The 19,704-nt window shown below is 56.6% G+C and carries 17 protein-coding genes; 10 read left to right on the forward strand and 7 right to left on the reverse strand.

All coding sequences use genetic code 11. The annotated features are described in order from the left end of the window. Positions 1-386: 386 nt before the first annotated feature. On the reverse strand, positions 387-1,460 hold the full coding sequence (locus tag JK232_RS16670) for a DUF1176 domain-containing protein (protein ID WP_241506100.1): 1,074 nt from the start codon (positions 1,458-1,460) through the stop codon (positions 387-389). A 307-nt stretch (positions 1,461-1,767) separates the two neighbouring features. On the opposite strand from JK232_RS16670, the gene JK232_RS16675 reads away from it, so the two are divergent. Further along, positions 1,768-2,979 (forward strand): hypothetical protein, encoded by a 1,212-nt coding sequence (locus tag JK232_RS16675; protein ID WP_212589425.1) that lies wholly within the window; start codon positions 1,768-1,770, stop codon positions 2,977-2,979. Between the two features lie 185 nt (positions 2,980-3,164). On the opposite strand, the gene JK232_RS16680 is transcribed toward JK232_RS16675, so the two are convergent. From JK232_RS16680 to JK232_RS16690, 3 genes are all read right to left on the reverse strand, one after another. Next, positions 3,165-4,595: a sugar porter family MFS transporter gene (locus JK232_RS16680; protein ID WP_212589426.1), complete on the reverse strand. Its 1,431-nt coding sequence runs from the start codon at positions 4,593-4,595 to the stop codon at positions 3,165-3,167. Positions 4,596-4,985: 390 nt separating this feature from the next. Continuing rightward, positions 4,986-5,561 (reverse strand): GDP-mannose pyrophosphatase NudK, encoded by a 576-nt coding sequence (nudK, locus tag JK232_RS16685; protein WP_072930376.1) that lies wholly within the window; start codon positions 5,559-5,561, stop codon positions 4,986-4,988. 19 nt (positions 5,562-5,580) lie between these two features. After that, a complete protein-coding gene (locus JK232_RS16690; protein WP_165698462.1) occupies positions 5,581-5,754 on the reverse strand; it encodes a hypothetical protein in 174 nt (57 codons plus the stop codon). Positions 5,755-5,786: 32 nt separating this feature from the next. Here JK232_RS16690 and narQ point away from each other — a divergent pair, with 32 nt between their 5' ends. Together narQ and narL are read left to right on the forward strand one after the other, a co-directional pair. Beyond that, positions 5,787-7,472, forward strand: a complete 1,686-nt coding sequence (gene narQ, locus JK232_RS16695; protein WP_072930429.1) for a nitrate/nitrite two-component system sensor histidine kinase NarQ — start codon at positions 5,787-5,789, stop codon at positions 7,470-7,472. A gap of 165 nt (positions 7,473-7,637) precedes the next feature. After that, complete coding sequence (gene narL / locus JK232_RS16700) at positions 7,638-8,270, forward strand: two-component system response regulator NarL (protein ID WP_072930375.1); 633 nt, start codon at positions 7,638-7,640, stop codon at positions 8,268-8,270. Between the two features lie 12 nt (positions 8,271-8,282). Here narL and JK232_RS16705 read toward each other — a convergent pair whose 3' ends face one another. Further along, positions 8,283-8,561, reverse strand: coding sequence for a winged helix-turn-helix domain-containing protein (locus tag JK232_RS16705; RefSeq protein WP_072930374.1), 279 nt, complete (start codon positions 8,559-8,561; stop codon positions 8,283-8,285). Between the two features lie 288 nt (positions 8,562-8,849). On the opposite strand from JK232_RS16705, the gene acrD reads away from it, so the two are divergent. Then, positions 8,850-11,984 (forward strand): multidrug efflux RND transporter permease AcrD, encoded by a 3,135-nt coding sequence (gene acrD / locus JK232_RS16710; RefSeq protein ID WP_212589427.1) that lies wholly within the window; start codon positions 8,850-8,852, stop codon positions 11,982-11,984. A gap of 185 nt (positions 11,985-12,169) precedes the next feature. On the opposite strand, the gene ypfM is transcribed toward acrD, so the two are convergent. Beyond that, positions 12,170-12,229, reverse strand: a complete 60-nt coding sequence (gene ypfM, locus JK232_RS23090) for a protein YpfM (RefSeq protein WP_139300320.1) — start codon at positions 12,227-12,229, stop codon at positions 12,170-12,172. 794 nt (positions 12,230-13,023) lie between these two features. Between ypfM and JK232_RS16720 the strand changes: the two genes are divergently transcribed. The 6 genes from JK232_RS16720 to JK232_RS16745 all read left to right on the forward strand — a co-directional run bounded on the left by JK232_RS16720 (position 13,024) and on the right by JK232_RS16745 (position 16,498). After that, entirely contained in the window at positions 13,024-13,584 is a 561-nt protein-coding gene (locus JK232_RS16720; protein WP_212589428.1) for a GNAT family N-acetyltransferase, read from the forward strand. Further along, a complete protein-coding gene (locus JK232_RS16725; RefSeq protein ID WP_072930427.1) occupies positions 13,574-14,005 on the forward strand; it encodes a GNAT family N-acetyltransferase in 432 nt (143 codons plus the stop codon). The genes JK232_RS16720 and JK232_RS16725 overlap by 11 nt, the downstream gene beginning before the upstream one ends. 121 nt (positions 14,006-14,126) lie before the next feature. Continuing rightward, positions 14,127-14,510 carry an ArsC family reductase gene (locus tag JK232_RS16730; RefSeq protein ID WP_101829313.1) on the forward strand — a complete coding sequence of 128 codons (384 nt, stop codon included), beginning with the start codon at positions 14,127-14,129 and terminating at the stop codon, positions 14,508-14,510. Between the two features lies 1 nt (position 14,511). Next, on the forward strand, positions 14,512-15,639 hold the full coding sequence (gene dapE, locus JK232_RS16735; RefSeq protein WP_101829312.1) for a succinyl-diaminopimelate desuccinylase: 1,128 nt from the start codon (positions 14,512-14,514) through the stop codon (positions 15,637-15,639). 11 nt (positions 15,640-15,650) lie between these two features. Next, positions 15,651-16,310: a M15 family metallopeptidase gene (locus JK232_RS16740; RefSeq protein ID WP_212589458.1), complete on the forward strand. Its 660-nt coding sequence runs from the start codon at positions 15,651-15,653 to the stop codon at positions 16,308-16,310. A gap of 2 nt (positions 16,311-16,312) precedes the next feature. Continuing rightward, the gene (locus tag JK232_RS16745; RefSeq protein WP_072930362.1) at positions 16,313-16,498 is read left to right on the forward strand and encodes a YpfN family protein; all 186 of its coding nucleotides are present in this window, start codon (positions 16,313-16,315) and stop codon (positions 16,496-16,498) included. Positions 16,499-16,682: 184 nt separating this feature from the next. Here the strand turns inward: JK232_RS16745 and JK232_RS16750 are convergent, their stop codons facing one another. Then, positions 16,683-19,373 carry an autotransporter outer membrane beta-barrel domain-containing protein gene (locus JK232_RS16750; RefSeq protein ID WP_212589429.1) on the reverse strand — a complete coding sequence of 897 codons (2,691 nt, stop codon included), beginning with the start codon at positions 19,371-19,373 and terminating at the stop codon, positions 16,683-16,685. Positions 19,374-19,704: the final 331 nt, after the last annotated feature.

The raw sequence follows: 19,704 nt of genomic DNA on the forward strand, positions 1-19,704 counted from the left end.
GAGAAGCTGTTCGAGCTGTTCGGCTTCACCGTGGAGAACGTGGTGAGCAAGGCGAAAGCGCTGCTGGGCTAAGCCCGTATCGCCTGAGCTGACAAGCGCCCCGATGGGGCGCTTTTTTTATGTCTGCTTTTCAGCCCCGCGTACACAACGGTGGTCTGGCCCTGCTCTCACGGGGAACACAAGCGGAACGTAATCTACCGGTGATACAGATCCGGTTTATCCCCGCTCTTGCGGGGAACACGTTGTGCATAGCTCGCCATACGACGCAACTGCTCGGTTTAGCCCCGCTCACGCGGGAAACATATGATCCCTAACCAAACGTTGAAAACAGTGTCCGGCTTAGCCCCGCTCACACGGGGGATTCACCCCATCAGGCAAATGAGTCCTTACTTTTCACCCTGCGTCGTCCACAGTAACGGCCAGCCGTTCAGGCTGTAGCCGTCGCAGTGCGGCTCGGCGCGGTATTCCGCCAGCCGGAACTGTTTGCCGTCATATACCCAGCGGCTGGACTCCCCACAGTCACCAATGCCGCGCCCCTTGGCGTAGATCGACAGCTGGCCGCGCGCCTCGTCCATGTCGACATTGATCAGCTCCGGCTCAATGAGTTGCGATCCATTCAGTTTGAACGGTGCCTGCAATACCAAATCTTCTGCTTTCAACGGCGTATGGCGGGTCACCACGGAGGCCAGAGAAAAGAGGTTATAGGCACCCATGTCGCAATTCACCAAAATCAGCGCCTTATCCCCGCTGAGCGGCGTCAGGCTGATGTCGCGCTCCGACTGCTCCAGCGTACAGTCACTGGTGTCCATGTTGGTGGCGGCAAACTGGGTCAGCGCGGCGATCTCGCGTTCAGACAGCGAAGGCGCGGGAGTGAATGCCGGCATCACCGGCGCAACCGGGGCCGCGGGCACCGTATCGGCAGCTTTGCTGCCCGGCGTCGCCCAGGCGGTGCGGGTTTCCACCCGGCCCTGCTGGGCATCCATCGCCAACAGCGCCGCTTTCAGCCCCTTGAGTGACACCACCTGCCGCACCTGTGCCTTCTCCTGCCCGGAGAGCGTCAGTACGGAGGCATCACGGAGGCGGGCAATAAAGTCATCCACCACCAGCGCATTGTCGGCTCGGGTAACGTGGTCTGCTATCTGCCATTCACGCGGGTTCAGGCGCAACACCTTGCCGTCCAGCGTCAGGCGTGAGGCGATTGGCCGGGTATCTTCGCCTTCAAAAACCTCACTCTGCTGGTTATCAAGGCGGGCTTCTGCCCTGCCCTGCGGCCCGGCCTCACGGCTGAGATGCAGCACCAGGCCATTATGGTCATTAATATTACGCGCTTCACAACGGTTCAGGTTGTCACAGCTGACTGTCCAGTCACTGTAATCCTGTTGCAGCGGATCAGCGGCGGCGGTGCCTTGCCACCCCGCCATCAGCAGCACAGAAAAGGTCACGGCTCTTAACATCATCATTCTCGGCTCCGGGAAAGTTCGCCCCGATAATAACGTAACACGTTGAAAAATTGCCTCCCTTTCCTGTGCATTTTACGAAACGCCACGCAAATTATCGTGGCCCGGCCGCAAACCTCATCCGGTATTGGAACGCGTCCCGCAACACTGCAATTTGGTTGCACCCGGCCATTGCCGTTACCCTGCCCGGCCTGCAAAATGCTGCGGTACCTCACCGGGCTGGTATGCTTTCAGGGTAACGCAAACCTGATAACCGCCGCCCGCCGGGGCATCAACGCGTGGCGGGAGGAAGCCAAAGATGATAAACGGAATGAACACTGTGTGGCGGCGGGCGACAGCGGGGCTGTTATATGCTGCGGGCCTGTTCGTGGCCCTGCCGCTGTATGCCGAAGAGGGGCCGGCGGTGTATACCGGCACCCTGGGCAGCCAGGCTATTGTGGCCGAGCTTGATTTCACCCAGCCGGAGGAGGTCAGCGGGCGCTATTTCTACCAGAAATATCACCTTGACCTGCCGCTCAACGGCCAATTGGCCCAGGAGACACTCAGCATGAAAGAGGGGCTGGACAGCCTCGATGCGTCGCCGCGTCCCACCATCACCCTGCACCCTACCGCACACGGATGGCAGGGTGAGTGGGTCAGTGCTCAGGGCAATGCGCTGCCGCTGCAACTCACTGCCGCCCAGCCGGTGGCGGCGCAGGGGGATGACCCCTACCTCGCCTCACTGGCGGGTGACGACCCTTATGAATATCTGCGTTTGCAGGGGTTACGGCTGCAACGTGGCAAACAACAAACGGTGATGGGCTACCCGCTTCAGTGGTGGACAGAGCCACAATCCGGCATCACCCTCTTTGAGATTATGTCCGGCTACCCGCCGGCACAGCTGGCACAGCTTAACCAGCAACTGCGCGCCAGGTTATGGCAGGAAGTGGTGGATTATCATGGCTGCCAGCTCGGGGCCAGCCGCTTTGGCCAGGGTGAGTTTGACCAGACTGTCACGCCGGAATACCTCTCTGCCAATGTGGTGAGCATCAGCATTTTTACCAGCTATGACTGCGGCGGTGCGCACCCGGATTTCGGCGATGCTCCGCTTAATCTCAATGCCCGTACCGGGGAGAAGCTGGCGCTGGAGGATGTGCTCTGGGTCGGGTCTGGCCGCCCGTTCCATTACCTTTATGACAACGAAGAGAGTGATGATGATGAGGGCGATAACCGCAACAGCGTGAGTTTTGATGAGTATTCGGCCTACCGCAGCAAACAGTTTGCACCCTGGCTGGTAAGCCGCTTCCGCGCCCTTTACCCCACTGAGATGGCCGCCCCGGCAGAAGGGGATGAAGAGGGCTGTAACTACAGCGACCCTGAGGTATGGAATTTTCCAGCCTGGTACTTTACCCCGCAAGGGCTGATGTTCAGTCCCTCGTTTGCCAGGGTGGCACGCGCCTGTGAGGCCGGGCTGAGCTGGCCGGTGCTGCCGTGGGCGCAGATTCTGCCGCATCCGGGCGGTGCCGGGCTGACGCTGCCATGATCCGGCCCTGCCATGACCTGGCGATGGCCCGGCAAGAGATCCGCCACAGCACGGCGGCGCACGATGGATCGCACGCCGCCTGAACAGCTTTATATTACTGTTTTATAATATGCTGCTGTTTTGTAAATAGAAGCGGGGCTGGCAATGTGGCCGGAAACCCCGGCCACCGTTGGCACAGCGCGTTGCTAGCAGCCGATGTCGCGCAGCTTTTTGCCCGCCATCAGGTTCTTCTCGATCTTCTCCAGCGTGACGTTTTTGGTTTCCGGGATCAGGAAGACCGTGATCACGATGAAGACAACGTTCAGCCCGGTGTAGAGCCAGAAGGTGGCGGCCGCCCCGATGCTGTTAAGCAGCGTCAGGAAAGTGGCACCGATGATCATGTTAGAGACCCAGTTGGTGGTGGTGGAACAGGTGATGCCGAAATCACGGCTTTTCAGCGGCTGGATCTCTGAGCAGAGGATCCAGACCACCGGGGCGGCGCTCATTGCATAGCCGGCGATGCACATCATGGTCATGCCGACGGAAAGGTAAGAGATGCCGGTTGAGTGGTTGCCGTTCTCAATCAGTTGCAGGCAGATGCCCAGCACCAGCGTGCCTAAGGCAATCACCGAGAAGCCGATTTTCAGCGCCGGTTTGCGCCCGGCCTTGTCCACCATGCCGATGGCGATAAAGGTTGCCAGCACAAAAGTCAGACCGACCACCACGGTGGCTATCATCTGCTGATGGGTACTGGTAAACCCTGCCAGGCTGAAAATTTTGGGGGCGTAATACATGATGATGTTCATGCCGGTGAACTGCTGCATCGCCTGCAACAACATGCCAAGGAAGACTGCCCGGCGCACATTGCGGTTGGTTTTGAACAGCCCCCAGCCGTTTTGTTTCAACTTCAGGCTTTCGCGGATGTCGTTGAGTTCCTGGCGCGCTTTTTCAGAGGTATCGCGCAGCATGTTCAGCACCTGCTCCGCCTCCACATGCCGCCCTTTGGCCGCCAGCCAACGCGGGCTGTTGGGCAGGAAGAATACCGCCACCATCAGGATCAGTGCCGGAATACAGAGCACGCCCAGCATGGCGCGCCAGTTGCCGCTGTAACTGAAGGCGGTATCGGAAAGGAACGCGACCAGGATACCCAGCGTGACCATCAACTGGTACATGGCGATCATCTTGCCGCGGATGTTTTCGGTCGCCATTTCAGACAGGTAGAGCGGTGCCGTATAAGACGCGATGCCGACGGCAAACCCCAGCAGCACCCGGGAAACCAGCAGCACCTCAATACTTTGGGCCAACGCTGACCCGGCAGACCCGGCGACAAACAGGATCGCCCCGGCCATCAGGCTGTATTTACGCCCCAGCCGCGAGGAGAGCCAGCCATTAGCCAGTGCGCCGAAGGCGGCACCCAGCATCATGGTGCTGACCACCCACTCTTGCAGGTGGCTGCTCAGTGAGAAGTGATCGGTAATAAACGGCAGTGCGCCGGAGATGACGCCGATATCCAGCCCAAACAGCAGGCCGGCCATCGCCGCCGCAAACGAGACAAACAGATTCATCAGGCGGGTTTTCTTCGCCGCACTGCCGGCACCGGTTTCCGGTTTACCGGGGTACTCATGGGTTGCAGACATAACGTTCTCCGTAACAAATCATCGGCACGCGCCGACAGCAGATTTACCGCATACGAGAACGTCACCCTACGAGGTGCGCAGCAAAGGGTGTGAGGGCAGAGCAGCTATAAGTATTCACTTATCTGCTGTGCCCCCCGTTTTTGTGATAAACCCATCACAAAAATGTGTTTAAAAATGCGGAATATATGGAGAATAGCGTTACAGAAAACAAGGGAATCTGCCGCGTGATCCTCATCACCGGGCGGCATCCGCGCCGGTTATGCCGCAAAAAATCGGCCAGGTTAACGCAGCCTGAAGCCTGTGATAAACGGACGTGACATAAGAACAGCCGCGGCACAGGAACAGCCGCGACACAAGAAAAGGCCGGTTCAGGGCGGCAACCGCGCGGGCCTAGACCAGCAGACCCGCCAGGCGCGCGTGTTGCAGCAGCATAATGGTTTTGCCGTCTTTGATGCGGCCGTCACGGATCATCTCCAGCGCCTGCGGGTACGGGATTTCAAGCACTTCGATATCTTCATCTTCCACCCCGCCCCCGGCGTGGCTGCGCTGGGCGTCATCATATTCGGCGGCAAAGAAATGGATAAGCTCTGTGACACCGCCCGGTGACATATATGCCTCGAACAGTTTCTCTACCTTCCCCACCACGTAGCCGGTCTCTTCCACCGCCTCTTTGCGGATGCAGTCTTCCGGTGAGTCGTCATCCAGCAATCCGGCACAGGCTTCCAGCAACATACCGTCCTGATTGTTGTTCACGTATGTCGCCATGCGGAACTGGCGGATCAGCACCACGCTGTTCTTTGCACGGTTATAGAGCAGGATAGTCGCGCCGTTCCCGCGGTCATAGACCTCACGCTTATGCTGTACCCGGCTGCCGTCCGCTTTTTCCAGTTCGTAGGTGTAATTACGCAACACAAACCAGTTATCGGATAAAATTTTATTTTTGATGATGTGAATTTTCGCTGCCATACCGCTCCCCGGTTTAGCGTCAATGAACGATGTTGTCCTGACCAGGACAGTGCGCCTGTGATAATAAGGCGCGCGCCAGGGATATGCCAGCCGCCGCGGGCGCTGAAATGTGCCGGGTGCTGCCGCGCAAACCGGGAATTAATCCCTGCCCCCTGCCATAATTTTGATTAAGATGCGCTTTACGCTCGTTCATTGACTCTTCTTATTCTTTACTGAGGCGCTGTGGTGACAGTCAAACGCTCACTTACCCACTCACTCGCCCGGGTATTGTGCGGCATTCTGCTGCTCTCCGGGCTGACCACCGGCATGGCGCTGCTGACCTTGTTCAGCAGCCTGCGCGATGCAGAAACCGTGAACCTTGCCGGGGCGCTGCGGATGCAGAGTTACCGGCTGGCTTATGAACTCACCACCCAGGCGCCGCAACTGGATGCGCACCTGCGCGATTACCGCCATTCGCTGGACGCGCCGGCCCTGCGCCACCTTAACCGTTTTTATGTGCCGTCAGACGTTGAACAGCGGTATCAGGTGCTGCGTGCCAGCTGGGAGAAAATGGATGCCGCCGTCCGCGCCCGGCAGCCCGATACCTATCAGCGACACCTGGAACGGTATGTCGCTGAGATCAATGATTTTGTTTTGGCGCTTCAGCGTAATGCCGAACGCAAGCTGGCGATGGTCGCGGCGATAAGCCTGGTTGGTTTTTCCGCCATTATTATGCTGGTGGTGTTCTCCCTGCGTTTCATCCGCCGGCAGGTGGTGGCCCCGCTGAATAAACTGGTCGATGCCAGCCTGGCGATGCAGCACGGCACTTTTGCTTTTCCGCCGCTGCAGGAGACGCTGCCCAATGAACTGGGGCTGCTTTCAGCCACCTTCCAGCAGATGTCCGGCGATCTCTCCCGCCTCTACCATTCGCTGGAGCATAAAGTGCAGGAGAAAACCGCGCGGCTGATGCAGGCCAACCGGGCGCTGGGGGTGCTGTTTGACTGCTCGCAGGCGCTGAGCGTCGGCCAGCTCGACCGGGCCTGTTTCCAGCGGGTGCTGGACATTGTGCGCAACAGTGAAAACCTGCACTGCCTGCGCCTGACGGTGCTGGAAGGCGGCGGCAGCTGGCAGCTTGACAGCGGCATACCGCAGGAGACGCTGAACTGGCACAGCCTGGCTATCGTGCAGGATAACCATACCGTCGGCCAACTGGACTGGCAGAGCGAGGTGCCGATCCCTCACCCGCAACTGATGGATAACGTGGCCAATATGCTGGGGCGCGGGGTGTTTTTCAACTATGCCCAGAAGCAGCAGATGCAACTGTTGCTGATGGAAGAGCGCGCCACCATTGCCCGCGAACTGCATGATTCGCTGGCGCAGGCGCTCTCTTTCCTGCGTATTCAGCTGACGTTGCTGAAACGCGCCCTGCCCGACGCCCCACCCCCGGCGCAGGAGATTATGTCAGCTCTGGATCAGGGCATGGCCGATGCCTACCTGCAACTGCGTGAACTGCTCAGCACTTTCCGCCTGACGATTCAGGAGGCCTCGCTGGAAGAGGCATTGCGCCAGATGCTCATCCCATTACAGGCGCAGAGCGAGGCGGAAATCCGCCTTGATTGCGCGCTGCCCTCGCAATCGTTAAGCGCCCAGCAGCAGGTACATGCCCTGCAAATTGTCCGGGAGGCGGTGCTGAATGCCATCAAGCACGCCAATGCCAGCGTGATTGATATAAAATGTCACCCTTATAACGATGAGTTAAATGTGATTACCGTTCACGATAACGGCACCGGCATTATCAGCACCGAGGAGCCGGAAGGCCATTACGGCCTGACCATTATGCGGGAGCGCGCCCTGAAACTGGGCGGCAACCTGACCATCCGGCAGGCCCTTCCGCGCGGCACCGAAGTGCGCCTGCTGTTTCCGCAACGGTAAAAATACCGGGATTCTTCGCTTTTCAGCAGGTGAAACGGACGATTTGCCCCTATTGTTGGTAAAGGCAGGCATACTGTTGCCTCCCTCTCACCAGCAGTGAAGGCAGCGTTTGCGCCGGTGGTCTGAAGAGAGATAAAACGGTGTTACGCATGGAGAAGGGTTTTTATGGCGAATCAAACACATACCGTTATGATCGTGGACGATCATCCGCTGATGCGGCGCGGTATCAAACAACTTCTGGAACTGGACCCGGCCTTTACCGTGGTGGCCGAAGCCAGCAGCGGCAGTGAGGCACTGGCGCTGGCGGCGCGCACGGCACCGGATTTGATCCTGCTGGATTTGAATATGCGCGGGCTTTCCGGCCTCGATACCCTGAAAGCCTTGCGCAGTGACGGCGTGATTGCCCGCATCATTGTGCTGACGGTGTCTGACGCGCGCAGTGACGTCTATGCCCTGATTGATGCCGGGGCCGACGGTTACCTGCTTAAAGACAGCGAACCCGAAGCCCTGCTCAGTTGCATCCATCAGGCTGCCGGGGGCAACGCGGTGTTCAGTGAGGGCGTGGCCGATTATCTCGCCTCACGCGGCGACCAGGCTGACCCCTTTGCCGCCCTGACCGAGCGTGAGCGGGATGTGTTGCAGGAAGTGGCGCGCGGAATGTCCAATAAGCAGGTTGCCGCCCAACTGGCAATTTCAGAAGAGACGGTCAAAGTGCATATCCGTAACCTGTTGCGTAAGCTGGATGTGCGGTCACGCGTGGCGGCCACGGTGCTCTATCTTGAGCATAAAAAACAGTAACCCGCCCGGCGGTCACTCAATCGCAGCGAGCAACTGATCATGATGGCGGGTGATCCACTGGCTGTCGAGCGGGCCCCAGTCCGCCAGCTGGTAGTAACCGTCATTATTCCGTATGCCCTGCTGAATAAATTGCAGTTCAATCCCCATCCCCGGCAAGGCTTTCAGCACATCCTGCAATGTCCGGCGCGGCCAGCCGGTCAGTGCCATCAGGCGCGGCACATTGGGCCGCTCATGGTGGCTTATCAGCCAGCAAAGATAGAGGCGGCGGGCAAAAACAGAGTTGAGCGGCATGACAGACTCCTGTTGAACCATAAACATTGATTATGACACTTCCCTGTCCTCTCTGCCGTTAACCGGGCCTCAGACCCGCCGGGCAAAGGGCGACGCAGACATCGTCTGCGGACGGCAGAGTATTCTGCAACGGAACATCTTAGTTTTTTTTACATTATCTTCTTATTTTCTCCACGCTTTTGCCACCCGTGGCGCGTAAAGTGCCAAAGGGGCCGGGCATGGGTTCGCCCCGCGCCTGCCGGGCAGCGCGGCATGTCGCGCTCAGTGTAATCATGAGGTTTTCAGCAGATGGCTAATTTCTTTATTGATCGCCCGATTTTTGCCTGGGTGTTGGCGATCATACTCTCCCTTACCGGCCTGCTGGCGATCTTTTCACTGCCTGTAGAACAGTACCCCAACCTGGCACCGCCCAATGTGCGTATTACGGCCACTTACCCCGGTGCGTCAGCGCAGACACTGGAAAACACCGTCACGCAGGTGATCGAGCAGAGCATGACCGGGCTGGATAACCTGATGTATATGACATCAGACAGCAGCAGCACCGGCCAGGCACGGGTCACGCTCTCTTTCGAGGCGGGCACCAATCCCAATGAGGCGATGCAGCAGGTGCAGAACCAGTTGCAGTCAGCATTGAAGCGTCTGCCGCAGGATGTGCAGCAGCAGGGCGTGACGGTCTCGAAAACCGGTGACACCAACCTGATGATGGTGGCGTTTGTCTCCACCGACGGCAGCATGGACAAGCAGGATATCGCGGATTATGTCGCCACCAACCTGCAGGACCCGCTCAGCCGGGTGAACGGCGTCGGCAGTATTGACGCCTACGGCTCGCAATATGCGATGCGCATCTGGCTCGATCCCAATAAGCTGAATGATTATCAGCTCACTACCAGCGACGTGGTGGACGCCATTACCGCGCAAAACAGCCAGGTGGCCGTGGGCCAGCTCGGCGGGATGCCGTCGGTGGAGACGCAGGCACTGAATGCCACCATCAATGCGCAATCCCAGTTACAGACGCCGGAACAGTTCCGCGCCATTACGTTGCGGGTCAATGCGGATGGTTCGGTGGTGCGGCTGGGGGATGTGGCGCAGGTTGAACTGGGCGCAGAAAAATATGATTACCTCAGCCGTTATAACGGCATGTCTGCGTCAGGCATGGGGATCAAACTGGCGTCCGGTGCCAATGAACTGGAAACAGACAAGCTGGTGCGGGCGCGTATCGAGGAGCTTTCCCACTATTTCCCGCACGGGTTGCAGGCGAAAATAGCCTATGAAACCACGCCGTTTGTGAAAGCGTCTATTGAGGACGTGGTGAAAACGCTGTTTGAAGCAGTGCTGCTGGTGTTCCTGGTGATGTACCTGTTCCTGCAAAACTTCCGTGCCACGTTGATCCCGACCATTGCCGTGCCGGTGGTGCTGCTCGGCACCTTCACGGTACTTTCCCTGTGCGGTTTCAGCATCAATACCCTGACCATGTTTGCGATGGTGCTGGCGATCGGCCTGCTGGTGGATGATGCCATTGTGGTGGTGGAGAACGTTGAGCGGGTGATGAGTGAAGAGGGGCTGGACCCGCGCGCCGCCACCCGTAAATCGATGGGCCAGATCCAGGGGGCGCTGGTGGGCATCGCCCTGGTGCTGTCGGCGGTGTTTGTGCCGATGGCCTTCTTCGGCGGCACCACCGGGGCCATTTACCGCCAGTTCTCCCTGACGATTGTGTCATCGATGGTGCTGTCGGTGCTGGTGGCGCTGATCCTCACCCCGGCGCTGTGCGCCACCCTGCTTAAACCCATTGCGCAGGGCCACCATGACAGCAAACGCGGGTTCTTCGGCTGGTTCAACCGCAGCTTTGAGCGCAACAGCCGTCGCTATGAGCGTGGGGTCGGCATGGTGTTGCAACGCAGCCTGCGCTTTATGCTGATCTATGTATTGTTGATTGCCGGGCTGGCCTGGTTGTTTATCAAACTGCCGACCTCTTTCCTGCCGGTGGAGGATCGCGGGGTGTTTACAGTACAGGTGCAGTTGCCGGTAGGGGCGACCCAGCAACAGACGCTGAAAGTGGTGGAAAAAGTTGAGCGCTATTTCCTGACGCAGGAAAAAGAGGATGTGCTGTCGGTGTTCGCCACCGTCGGGGCCGGGCCGGGCGGCAACGGGCAGAATGTGGCGCGGCTGTTCGTGCGGCTGGCGGACTGGGATGCGCGCAGCGCTGACGGCTCTGCCGACGCGGTGATTGAGCGCGCGACCCGTGCTTTCCGTGAGATCAACGAAGCGCGGGTGATCGCCAGCAGCCCGCCTGCCATCAGTGGGCTGGGTAACTCCGCCGGGTTTGATATGGAATTGCAGGATCACGCCGGCCTTGGCCACACCGCCCTGATGAAAGCACGTGACCAGTTGCTGGAACTGGCCGGCCAACAGCCGGATCTGGCCCGGGTGCGGCACAACGGGCTGGATGACAGCCCGCAATTGCAGATTGATATCGACCAGCACAAGGCGCAGGCGCTCGGCGTCTCGGTGGATGACATCAATGACACGCTGAAAACCGCCTGGGGCTCGACCTATGTGAATGATTTCGTCGATCGTGGCCGGGTGAAAAAGGTCTATGTCCAGTCTGCGGCCCGCTACCGTATGTTGCCGGAAGATATTTACCGCTGGTATGTGCGCAACAATGCGGGCGGCATGGTGCCCTTCTCCGCGTTTGCCACCACCCACTGGACATACGGTTCGCCCCGGCTGGAGCGTTATAACGGTTACGCAGCGCTGGAGATTGTGGGGGAGGCCGCCGCGGGCATCAGTACCGGTACGGCGATGGACACCATGGAGCGGCTGGTGCGGCAGTTACCCACCGGGTTTGGCCTGGAGTGGACCGGCATGTCTTATCAGGAGCGCCTCTCCGGTTCGCAGGCCCCGGCACTGTATGCCATTTCGCTGCTGGTGGTTTTCCTCTGCCTGGCCGCGCTTTATGAAAGCTGGTCAATCCCGTTCTCGGTGATGCTGGTGGTGCCGCTGGGGGTGATCGGCGCGGTGGCGGCGACCTGGCTGCGCGGGCTGGAAAATGATGTCTATTTCCAGGTCGGCCTGCTGACCATTATCGGCTTGTCCGCCAAGAACGCGATCCTGATTGTTGAATTTGCCAATGAACTGCACCAGAAAGGCCGCGACTTGACCGAGGCGACGCTGGAAGCCTCACGTATGCGGTTGCGCCCGATCCTGATGACGTCGCTGGCGTTTATCTTTGGCGTGTTGCCGATGGCCATCAGCCAGGGTGCCGGTTCGGGCAGCCAGCACGCCGTCGGAACCGGCGTGATGGGCGGCATGATTACCGCCACCGTGCTGGCCATTTTCTTTGTGCCGCTGTTCTTTGTGCTGGTGCGCCGCCGTTTCCCAGGGCGGAAAACGCAGGGCACCGCACCGGATGCAGGCCAGGCCTGACCCTGCTTCCGGGGTGCCGCCCGGCACGCCGGCCATGAAAAAAGGGCCGTCTTTAATAGACGGCCCTTTTTATTAGGTAATAGCCAAGAGAGTGCTGTGTATAATCTCTTTTTTAAATTTACCCTGATGCGGCATTAAATTAAAATAGATGTCACTTTAGTCTTGTTATTAACTTCACCTACGTATTACTTACGTAACATCTCTTCGATGAAGTCTTTCCAGGTACTTACTTCTTGTTCGACCATAACCACCTCACTGATGAATTAACGCAAGTGTACGCCACTTTTTTCACTTTAGGAATAGTCTTAATGAACAATTTTTAATCCAGTCTAACTATCAGTGCAATTGCTGTTTCGGCAGCATGTTGAGCAGCGATAAACCTTATATCGGCACGATTTCCTGCCCAATTAATTTTTTAAAGTGGTTTATCTACGCTCTATAACAAGAAAAAGTGTTCAATCAGGGCAGTCAACCTCACCTGGGTTATGAAACCGGGTTACCGCCCATGCTACGGGCGTTTACCGCGTGTTGATCGCTGCTTTTTCCGGGCTTATGGCCCCCATGAGACGCTGAGGTGGGCCAGATTTTTACTTTTCCCGGTATTAATCCCTTTATAGGTGTTTCATTCCTGAAACAAAGCCCTATGGCCAAATAAGAATTAAAATAAAAACTCTCCCTGATAAACACGTCGCGCATAGAAAAACCGCGAGTAATAATAACTCATGAAATTATCATAATTAAATCTCAATAAATCATTAACGTTGATTATTTATTAACCAATTTATAACAATTAATTAATTTCATATTATCACCTCCTCCCCTTCCCGCTCATTTGACGCTTTTTTACCTGCGCCCTCTACGGCAACAATGAAACAGCCTTTCTGCCGCCGTCAGGAATAAAAAAACCAGCAGCGCCAGGGCCTGTTTTTCCATCCCTTTGTTTTTGTAGCCGTTGCCATTATTTGCGCCTGCCAGCGGCGATGAAATCGCTTACTCTGTTTTGCCCAATCCCTCTGTCTCCCACCGGGAGTAATGCCGTATGACGACTGTTAGGATTACTGATGCCCTGGAGAGCCATATGCCGGCTATTCAGGCAATTTATGCCCATCACGTTCTGTATGGGCTGGCTTCGTTTGAAACTGACGCGCCTGATGTGGCTGAAATGCACATCCGTTATCAGAAAACCCTGGCGAGCGGCCTGCCCTGGTGGGTCGCCCTGGAAGGTGACCGGGTCATTGGCTACTGTTATCTCTCTTTTTACCGCCCACGCTACGCCTACCGTTATACGGTCGAGAACTCCATCTATATACGGCATGATGAAACCGGGCGCGGCACTGGTAAACGCCTGATGGAAACCGCTATTGAATGGGCGGAACAACAGGGTTATCGCCAGATGGTGGCAAATGTGGGTAACAGCAACAACCGGGCATCCCTCGCGCTGCACCGTTCACTGGGTTTTGAGCAGTTGGGCGTGCTGCGCGCCGTCGGGCTGAAACAGGGCCAATGGCTGGACACCGTCTTGCTGCAACGCCCCCTGGGTGTGGGGGATACCACTCTTCCTGATAGGGAGCCGAAAAAATATGGCAAAACTGGACATTGAGACGGATGAAACCCGCTACCCGGTGGATTGGCAGGCCCTGGCACGGCTGATTGAGCGCGGCGGCCTGAATGCGCGTAATGTTGATCAATTACGCCAGGCCTACCGCAACAGCGCATTCTGTTACTGGGGTTATCTGGAGGGAAAACTGGTGGCGACCGCCCATGCCATCAGTGACTTTACCTATGCGTCTTACCTTTCCGATGTGGTGGTTGACCCGGATGTACAGGGCCGGGGGCTGGGCGATCAGCTGATGCGCCGCATCTGCGATGATTTGCGCCCTTACGGTAAGCTGTTTATCTATGCGGTGCCGGATAAAATCGATTTTTACCGCCGTTATGATTTTCACCTGCTGCACACCGGTATGGTGGCCGCCTCACCCGGCCAGATTCAGGCGATGCAGCAAAAAGGCTATATCGATTGATCACACGGGCCCGGCGGCTGGATCGTCCCGCCATTTTCCCGCATTATGTCGGGATGCCGGGACATTCAGCGCCCCCGGCGCACCGTTCCCTTTTCTGATCACGCGTTTATAGGTATTTTTCATGGCAGAGTCCCCCACCTCCCCTGATTTCACCCTCTATGGCATAAAAAATTGCGATACCGTTAAAAAAGCCCGTCGCTGGCTGGATGAGCAGCAGGTGGCGTATCGCTTTCATGACTATCGGGTTGATGGCCTGACGGCGGAGATGCTTCACACCTTTATTGCCCAGCAGGGGTATGAGGCGTTGCTGAATACCCGCGGCACCACCTGGCGCAAACTGAGTGAGGAGGAGCGTGGGGCCGTGACCGATGCCGGCTCCGCCCTGCAGCTGATGCTGGCACACCCGGCGATTATTAAACGCCCGCTGCTGGCCGGTTCCGGCGAGACGTCACTGCTCGGTTTTGATGCCGGACGCTATCAGCACTTTATTTCACAGGGGAACTAAGATGACCTGTCCGGTAATTGATTTGGCGCAGCAATTGATTAAGCGCCCCTCCCTCAGCCCGGATGATGCCGGCTGCCAGGCCATCATGATAGCCCGCCTGAAGGCGTTGGGCTTTACCATTGAACCCATGAATTTTGGCGATACTCAGAACTTCTGGGCCTGGCGTGGTGAAGGTAAAACGCTGGCCTTTGCCGGGCATACCGATGTGGTGCCGGTGGGTGACGAGTCGCGCTGGATTAACCCGCCGTTCGAACCAACCATCCGTGATGGGATGCTGTTTGGCCGGGGTGCCGCGGACATGAAAGGCTCGCTGGCCGCGATGGTGGTCGCTGCTGAGCGCTTTGTGGCCGCCAACCCGCACCACCGTGGCCGCCTGGCTTTTTTGATCACCTCTGATGAAGAGGCGAACGCGACTTACGGCACGGTCAAAGTCGTGGAAGCCCTGATGGCGCGTCAGGAGCGGCTGGATTACTGCCTGGTGGGCGAGCCATCCAGCACTGAGCGCGTGGGTGATGTGGTCAAAAATGGCCGACGCGGCTCGATGACGGCCAACCTGCATATTCATGGCGTGCAAGGCCACGTGGCTTACCCGCATCTGGCGGATAACCCGGTGCACCGGGCGCTTCCGGCCTTAGCGGAGCTGGCCGCCACCGAGTGGGATCAGGGCAATGAATTCTTCCCCCCGACCAGTATGCAGATCGCTAACGTGCAGGCCGGCACCGGCAGTAATAACGTCATTCCCGGTGAATTTTTTGTGCAATTCAACTTCCGCTTCAGCACCGAATTAACCGATGAGCTGATCAAGCAGCGGGTACAGGCGCTGCTGGAAAAGCACCAGTTACGCTATACCATTGAGTGGAAAATTTCCGGCCAGCCTTTCCTGACTGCACGCGGTGAGCTGGTGGACGCGGTGGTCAGGGCCGTCCGGCATTACAGCGAAATCTCGCCGAAATTGGAAACCACCGGCGGCACCTCCGACGGGCGTTTTATTGCCCAGATGGGCGCGCAAGTGGTTGAGCTTGGCCCGGTTAACGCCACCATCCACAAGATTAATGAGTGTGTCAGCGCGGCTGACCTGCAACTGCTGAGCAGAATGTACCAGCGGATTATGGACCAGTTAATCGCATGATCACCGACGAGATGCTGACCGGCCGCAGCGAGGCCCATCTGGTGCCGCTTTGTGGCCCCCATCGCCTTCAGCCGGAGGCGGCACAGGCGTTTATCCGCTTGCAACGTGCTGCGCGCGCTGCCGGATTTGATCTGCAACCGGCCAGCACATTTCGTGACTTCGATCGGCAACGCGCCATCTGGAATGGCAAATTCCGTGGCGAGCGGCCACTCTTAGATCAGGCCAGCCAGCCGCTGGATGCCGCCGCGCTCCCTGTCGCGCAACGCTGTGAAGCTATTTTGCGTTGGTCAGCGCTGCCCGGCACCAGCCGCCACCACTGGGGCACCGATCTGGATGTGTATGACCCCTCACGGCTGCCGGCCGGGCACCCCCTGCAACTGGAGCCGTGGGAATATCTGCCGGGGGGCTATTTTGCCCCGCTGACGGAATGGCTGACCGGGCATATGGCTGAGTTTGGGTTTTACCGTCCCTTTTCCGAGGATCGCGGCGGGGTAGCGATTGAGCCCTGGCATTTGAGTTATTACCCGGCGGCCCGTCAGCTGGAAACGTTACTGACGCCGGAAAAGATCATATCATCGTGGCAAGGGCAGGATGTGGCAGGCGCAGAGTGGTTGTCTGCCCATATCGATACGCTGTTTACGCGTTACGTAAGCATTAATCACGGAGGGTAACCATGCATTGGATAGCCGATTACTGGTGGATTTTTTTAGTGATTCTGGTGGGTATTATCCTCAACGGCATCAAAGAGTTACGCCGACTGGATCATAAACGTTTTTTAAACAACAAACCGGAAATTCCTCCCCATCGCGATAATAACGCACAATGGGATGACGAAGACGACTGGCCAAAGAAAAAGTAATTGGCCGGGAGTCACACCACGGGCAGCGCAGGCTGCCCGTTTTTTTATGGCCCTTCCCCGGCTTACAGACAAAAAAAGGCCCCGCAGGGGGGCCAATGGGTACTCTCAGGGGGAGGCGAACAGGAATTGCTTAATTACCTACGGCATGTCGTACCGGCACTACCCATGATATTTCATACCGGCATTACCAACGGTATTTCACACCGAGGTTGGCAGCCCACGGCTGGTCAACATCGCTGCCGCCCAGGTAGTTGGCGTCAGCATAGATGCTGAAGTTTTTGCTCATTTCAAACTGACCACCGAGCCCTACGCGAACGGCTGAGCCATCCACGCCGTTATCAATGCGGTCACCATTGATTTGCGCATCGTTGCTTGAGCTTTCATACACATAGGCCAGTGAGGCATACGGGGTGAACGCCTGGCCGCCTGCATATTCAAAGGTGTAACCGATGTCCGCGCCCAGTTCATAACGGATACTGTCGTATGCCTGATCGCTGACGTTCATGCCGTTATTCAGGGTGTAGTCATCGTCCCCCACAAACACGCCGGTGATGCTGGCGTATGGCGTCAGGTAGGCTTTCGGCTGGAAGGCCCAGTCATAACCCAGTTTCAGGCCAAAGCCCCAGGCATCCGTGGTGTTGTCACCGGACGCGTGCTGGCCGTTGCTCATGGTGCTGTCGAGGTCATTGCTGAAGTGGCTGTAGCTCAGGGAGCTGTCGACGAACACGCCGTTGTTAAACATCAGGCTGCTGTAAACCCGGGCTGACTGGCTGTCAGAATCCGCGTCAGCATCAGACATGCTGAGGCTGGATTTCGCGAAGCTGGCAGACATACCGACCAGCCATTCGCGTTCGCCACCGCCTTCAACCACTTTATCCAGGCCCACCATAACGCCGTTGACGTCCTGATCGTAGTCAACCACATCATTGCTGGTATTCAGGTTGCCGCCAAAGTAGTTAACCCACACACCGCCTTTATCCTGATTAGCCGTATGGCGGACATTGTCCATGCGGTTATCCAGAGTATCTTGTTCCATGTGCCAGGTGCTGGCGTTGGAAGACGGCAGGCTCAGGGCCGCATTGGCGGACGAGGTCAGCCCTTTCTGGTCCAGCACCACCACATCACCGCGTTGCTCTGCCTGATAACGATAGGCGCCCAGATCCGCTTCGTTGGCGTCGGTAAAGGTCGCGTTGCCGCCATAGATGCGGATCAGCTCTTTGTCTTTGTAATCTGCCACGCTGCCGGCACCGGTCGCATTATCAATACGCACCTGATAATTGCCGTTTGCCGTGCCATTCACGCTCAAGTGGCCGTCTGAATTGAGGCCAATCACGCCGGAGTCATAAACATAATCGGCGGCAGTTTTGTCACGGGCATTATTCAAATCAGCATTCAGCACAAATTCACGGCTGCCGATATCAAATACGCCGTTGTCAGTCAGCACCAGATTTTGGGTGTCAACCTGACCACGGCCCAGATCCAGCTCCGCCCCGTTGCTTACCGTCAGGGTGTTGGCATACAGGTGGGCACTCTCTTCCACCAGCGATGCGCGGCTGCCTGAGTCGAGATGCAGATCGTCGGTGGCGACGTCACCGTGAGCCGCAATGTTCAGCAGGGAACCGTTGGTCAGGGTAATGGTGTCGGCAAGAATAGAGGCTTCCTGCACCGTGACCTGTGACGCGTTATTAACAGTGAGGTTGTCCAGGTTAGAGGCTTTGGTCGCGTCCCACTCGGAACCATTGTTTATGGCGATATCGAACAGGCCGCTTTGATAAACGGCATCACCGGTCAGGTGACCATAATCAGAATTGTAAACTGACGCCGGCCAGCGGCTGTTGGTGGTGTGGTCATACAGGGAGGTGTCCGCCTGGACACTGGAGGTTGCCGCCCCGACCCATTTGCTGCCGTTATCCAGCGTCAGGTGCAGTTCATCGGTATTGTCCCAGCCATCGGTGTCCAGAACGCCGTCACCGTTGCTGTCATGCCCATCAACGTAATAGCCGTTGTCGAAATAGCTGACAAACGCGACATCGCCGGTCATGGTGGAGTTGTTTAATACCACGTTGGTTTTCATGGCATTGTCTGCATCGGCACTGGCGACCACAGACAGGGCGATATCATCGGCGGCAGTGCTGGTTGCGGTGTTGTAATCGCTTGGTTTATCAGACTGGCCGTAGAAACCTTGCTTATCCAGTTCGCTGTAAGCGCCGGAGGTCAGAACCGAGTCATTAATCTGGACATTATTATCGAAGGTTTCGGCGCTGTTGCCGTTCACATCCGCCCAGTCATACCCCTGAGACAGCGAAATACCCGCCACATGGGAGTTATTCTGAATCGTAATATTGCTTTCCTGATCCAGGGTAATGGCGGTGCCCAGCGCATAGGTGTCTACCTGATGGAAATCACGTATCTGATCCGCATCCGTCACATCATAAATATAGTGCTCATAGGTATCATTAATCGTGGTGTTATCAATAACCAGACTCAGGGGGTCAAGATAATTCCCCCGCGGCTCAGTATTACTGCAATCCCCCGTCATACAACCGGAGGTGATCATCCCATTCACCGTGGTATTCGAGAGGGTCAGGGTATTATTGTCGCCCGCACCGTCATCTAAATAATAGGTTGAGATCACACCATTTACGACGGCGTTATTGATAACCGGGTAAATGTCGCTGCCGTCATAACCGGCGGCAGTATTATCCCAGTCCACATACCCCTGATAATGCACATGGCCATTAATATCAACACCATGCGTAAAGGTATCAAAGGAAGAACCGGAGATATCTTGTGATAGTGCGGCAGAGGAGGTCAACGCAAGCGCACAGGCGAGCGTGATTTTTGATAAGGAGAACTTCTTATGGCTGACAGGCATTTGATAATCCCTCAATGCATAAAGTTACACCGCTACTTATCAGAATTTATTCTGATAAAGAGGCACGTCCATTAATAAAAAATAGTCTTACTTGCACAGTAATCCGCAGGGACGATCATATTTTAAGGTCGAACTTTATTCAACCTTGCAGGGAACTTTACCGCTAACTCTTAATTCATTGAGATTTTTTAAGAACAATTCTAAGATAATAAAGATATTCATCCATTTATTTTTATCTTATTTAATCAGTTAATATCAAGAATCAAATTAATTAAGCCACAATTAATTTAAGCGGCCTGTATTAATCTTTAAAATAAAATAAAATGACAAT

The sequence above is a fragment of the Nissabacter archeti genome (assembly GCF_018257325.1).
Classification (GTDB): domain Bacteria; phylum Pseudomonadota; class Gammaproteobacteria; order Enterobacterales; family Enterobacteriaceae; genus Chimaeribacter; species Chimaeribacter arupi.

What these genes read in the sequence shown, in the direction of transcription:
- JK232_RS16745 (WP_072930362.1), top strand. Translation starts at nt 16,313, where the DNA reads ATGCATTGGATAGCCGATTACTGGTGGATTTTTTTAGTGATTCTGGTG.
- JK232_RS16675 (WP_212589425.1), top strand. Translation starts at nt 1,768, where the DNA reads ATGAACACTGTGTGGCGGCGGGCGACAGCGGGGCTGTTATATGCTGCG.
- dapE (WP_101829312.1), top strand. Translation starts at nt 14,512, where the DNA reads ATGACCTGTCCGGTAATTGATTTGGCGCAGCAATTGATTAAGCGCCCC.
- JK232_RS16750 (WP_212589429.1), bottom strand. Translation starts at nt 19,373, where the DNA reads ATGCCTGTCAGCCATAAGAAGTTCTCCTTATCAAAAATCACGCTCGCC.
- narL (WP_072930375.1), top strand. Translation starts at nt 7,638, where the DNA reads ATGGCGAATCAAACACATACCGTTATGATCGTGGACGATCATCCGCTG.
- acrD (WP_212589427.1), top strand. Translation starts at nt 8,850, where the DNA reads ATGGCTAATTTCTTTATTGATCGCCCGATTTTTGCCTGGGTGTTGGCG.
- JK232_RS16705 (WP_072930374.1), bottom strand. Translation starts at nt 8,561, where the DNA reads ATGCCGCTCAACTCTGTTTTTGCCCGCCGCCTCTATCTTTGCTGGCTG.
- JK232_RS16730 (WP_101829313.1), top strand. Translation starts at nt 14,127, where the DNA reads ATGGCAGAGTCCCCCACCTCCCCTGATTTCACCCTCTATGGCATAAAA.
- JK232_RS16670 (WP_241506100.1), bottom strand. Translation starts at nt 1,460, where the DNA reads ATGATGATGTTAAGAGCCGTGACCTTTTCTGTGCTGCTGATGGCGGGG.
- JK232_RS16680 (WP_212589426.1), bottom strand. Translation starts at nt 4,595, where the DNA reads ATGTCTGCAACCCATGAGTACCCCGGTAAACCGGAAACCGGTGCCGGC.
- JK232_RS16690 (WP_165698462.1), bottom strand. Translation starts at nt 5,754, where the DNA reads ATGAACGAGCGTAAAGCGCATCTTAATCAAAATTATGGCAGGGGGCAG.
- nudK (WP_072930376.1), bottom strand. Translation starts at nt 5,561, where the DNA reads ATGGCAGCGAAAATTCACATCATCAAAAATAAAATTTTATCCGATAAC.
- JK232_RS16720 (WP_212589428.1), top strand. Translation starts at nt 13,024, where the DNA reads ATGACGACTGTTAGGATTACTGATGCCCTGGAGAGCCATATGCCGGCT.
- JK232_RS16740 (WP_212589458.1), top strand. Translation starts at nt 15,651, where the DNA reads ATGCTGACCGGCCGCAGCGAGGCCCATCTGGTGCCGCTTTGTGGCCCC.